Raw genomic sequence first — 436 nt, forward strand, 5'->3', positions numbered from 1 at the left:
TTTAAGAAGGCTTGTTCGCCTTGGGTTACGCTTCCATTTCGTCTAGCTCTTGTTTCGTATCTTAGAGTGATTTCGCTTTGTTTGGGTTTTAGAAATTGATTTTGATGTGTTTGATTTGCTTTATTTAATGCATAGGTTATAATAGAAAATGAATTTTTTGGTTGATTATTTAAAGGTTTAATATCAAATGTATAATTTTTAAATTCAGGAACTTCAACTCCAGATCTTATCTTTCCAATACTTTGAAATCCACCATTTTTACTTGCAGAAACATACCCGCTCTCATCTTGGTGATCATATTCTGCGATATTTATGCCATAAACTGTCATTTTTGAATCAAAATTTGTTTGATTTGGTGTATAAAAACCACTAAATTTAAAATCAGTGATGGATTTTAAATTTGAAGCATAAATTGAGAATTGATTTGAAAAGCCTT

1 protein-coding gene is annotated in these 436 nt (G+C 29.6%); it reads right to left on the bottom strand.

From position 1 onward, the window contains the following. The coding region (locus F1B92_RS08980; protein ID WP_195836353.1) for a hypothetical protein at positions 1–436 on the bottom strand (436 nt) is incomplete at both ends.

This window comes from Campylobacter portucalensis (genome assembly GCF_009690845.1).
Lineage (GTDB): Bacteria > Campylobacterota > Campylobacteria > Campylobacterales > Campylobacteraceae > Campylobacter_B > Campylobacter_B portucalensis.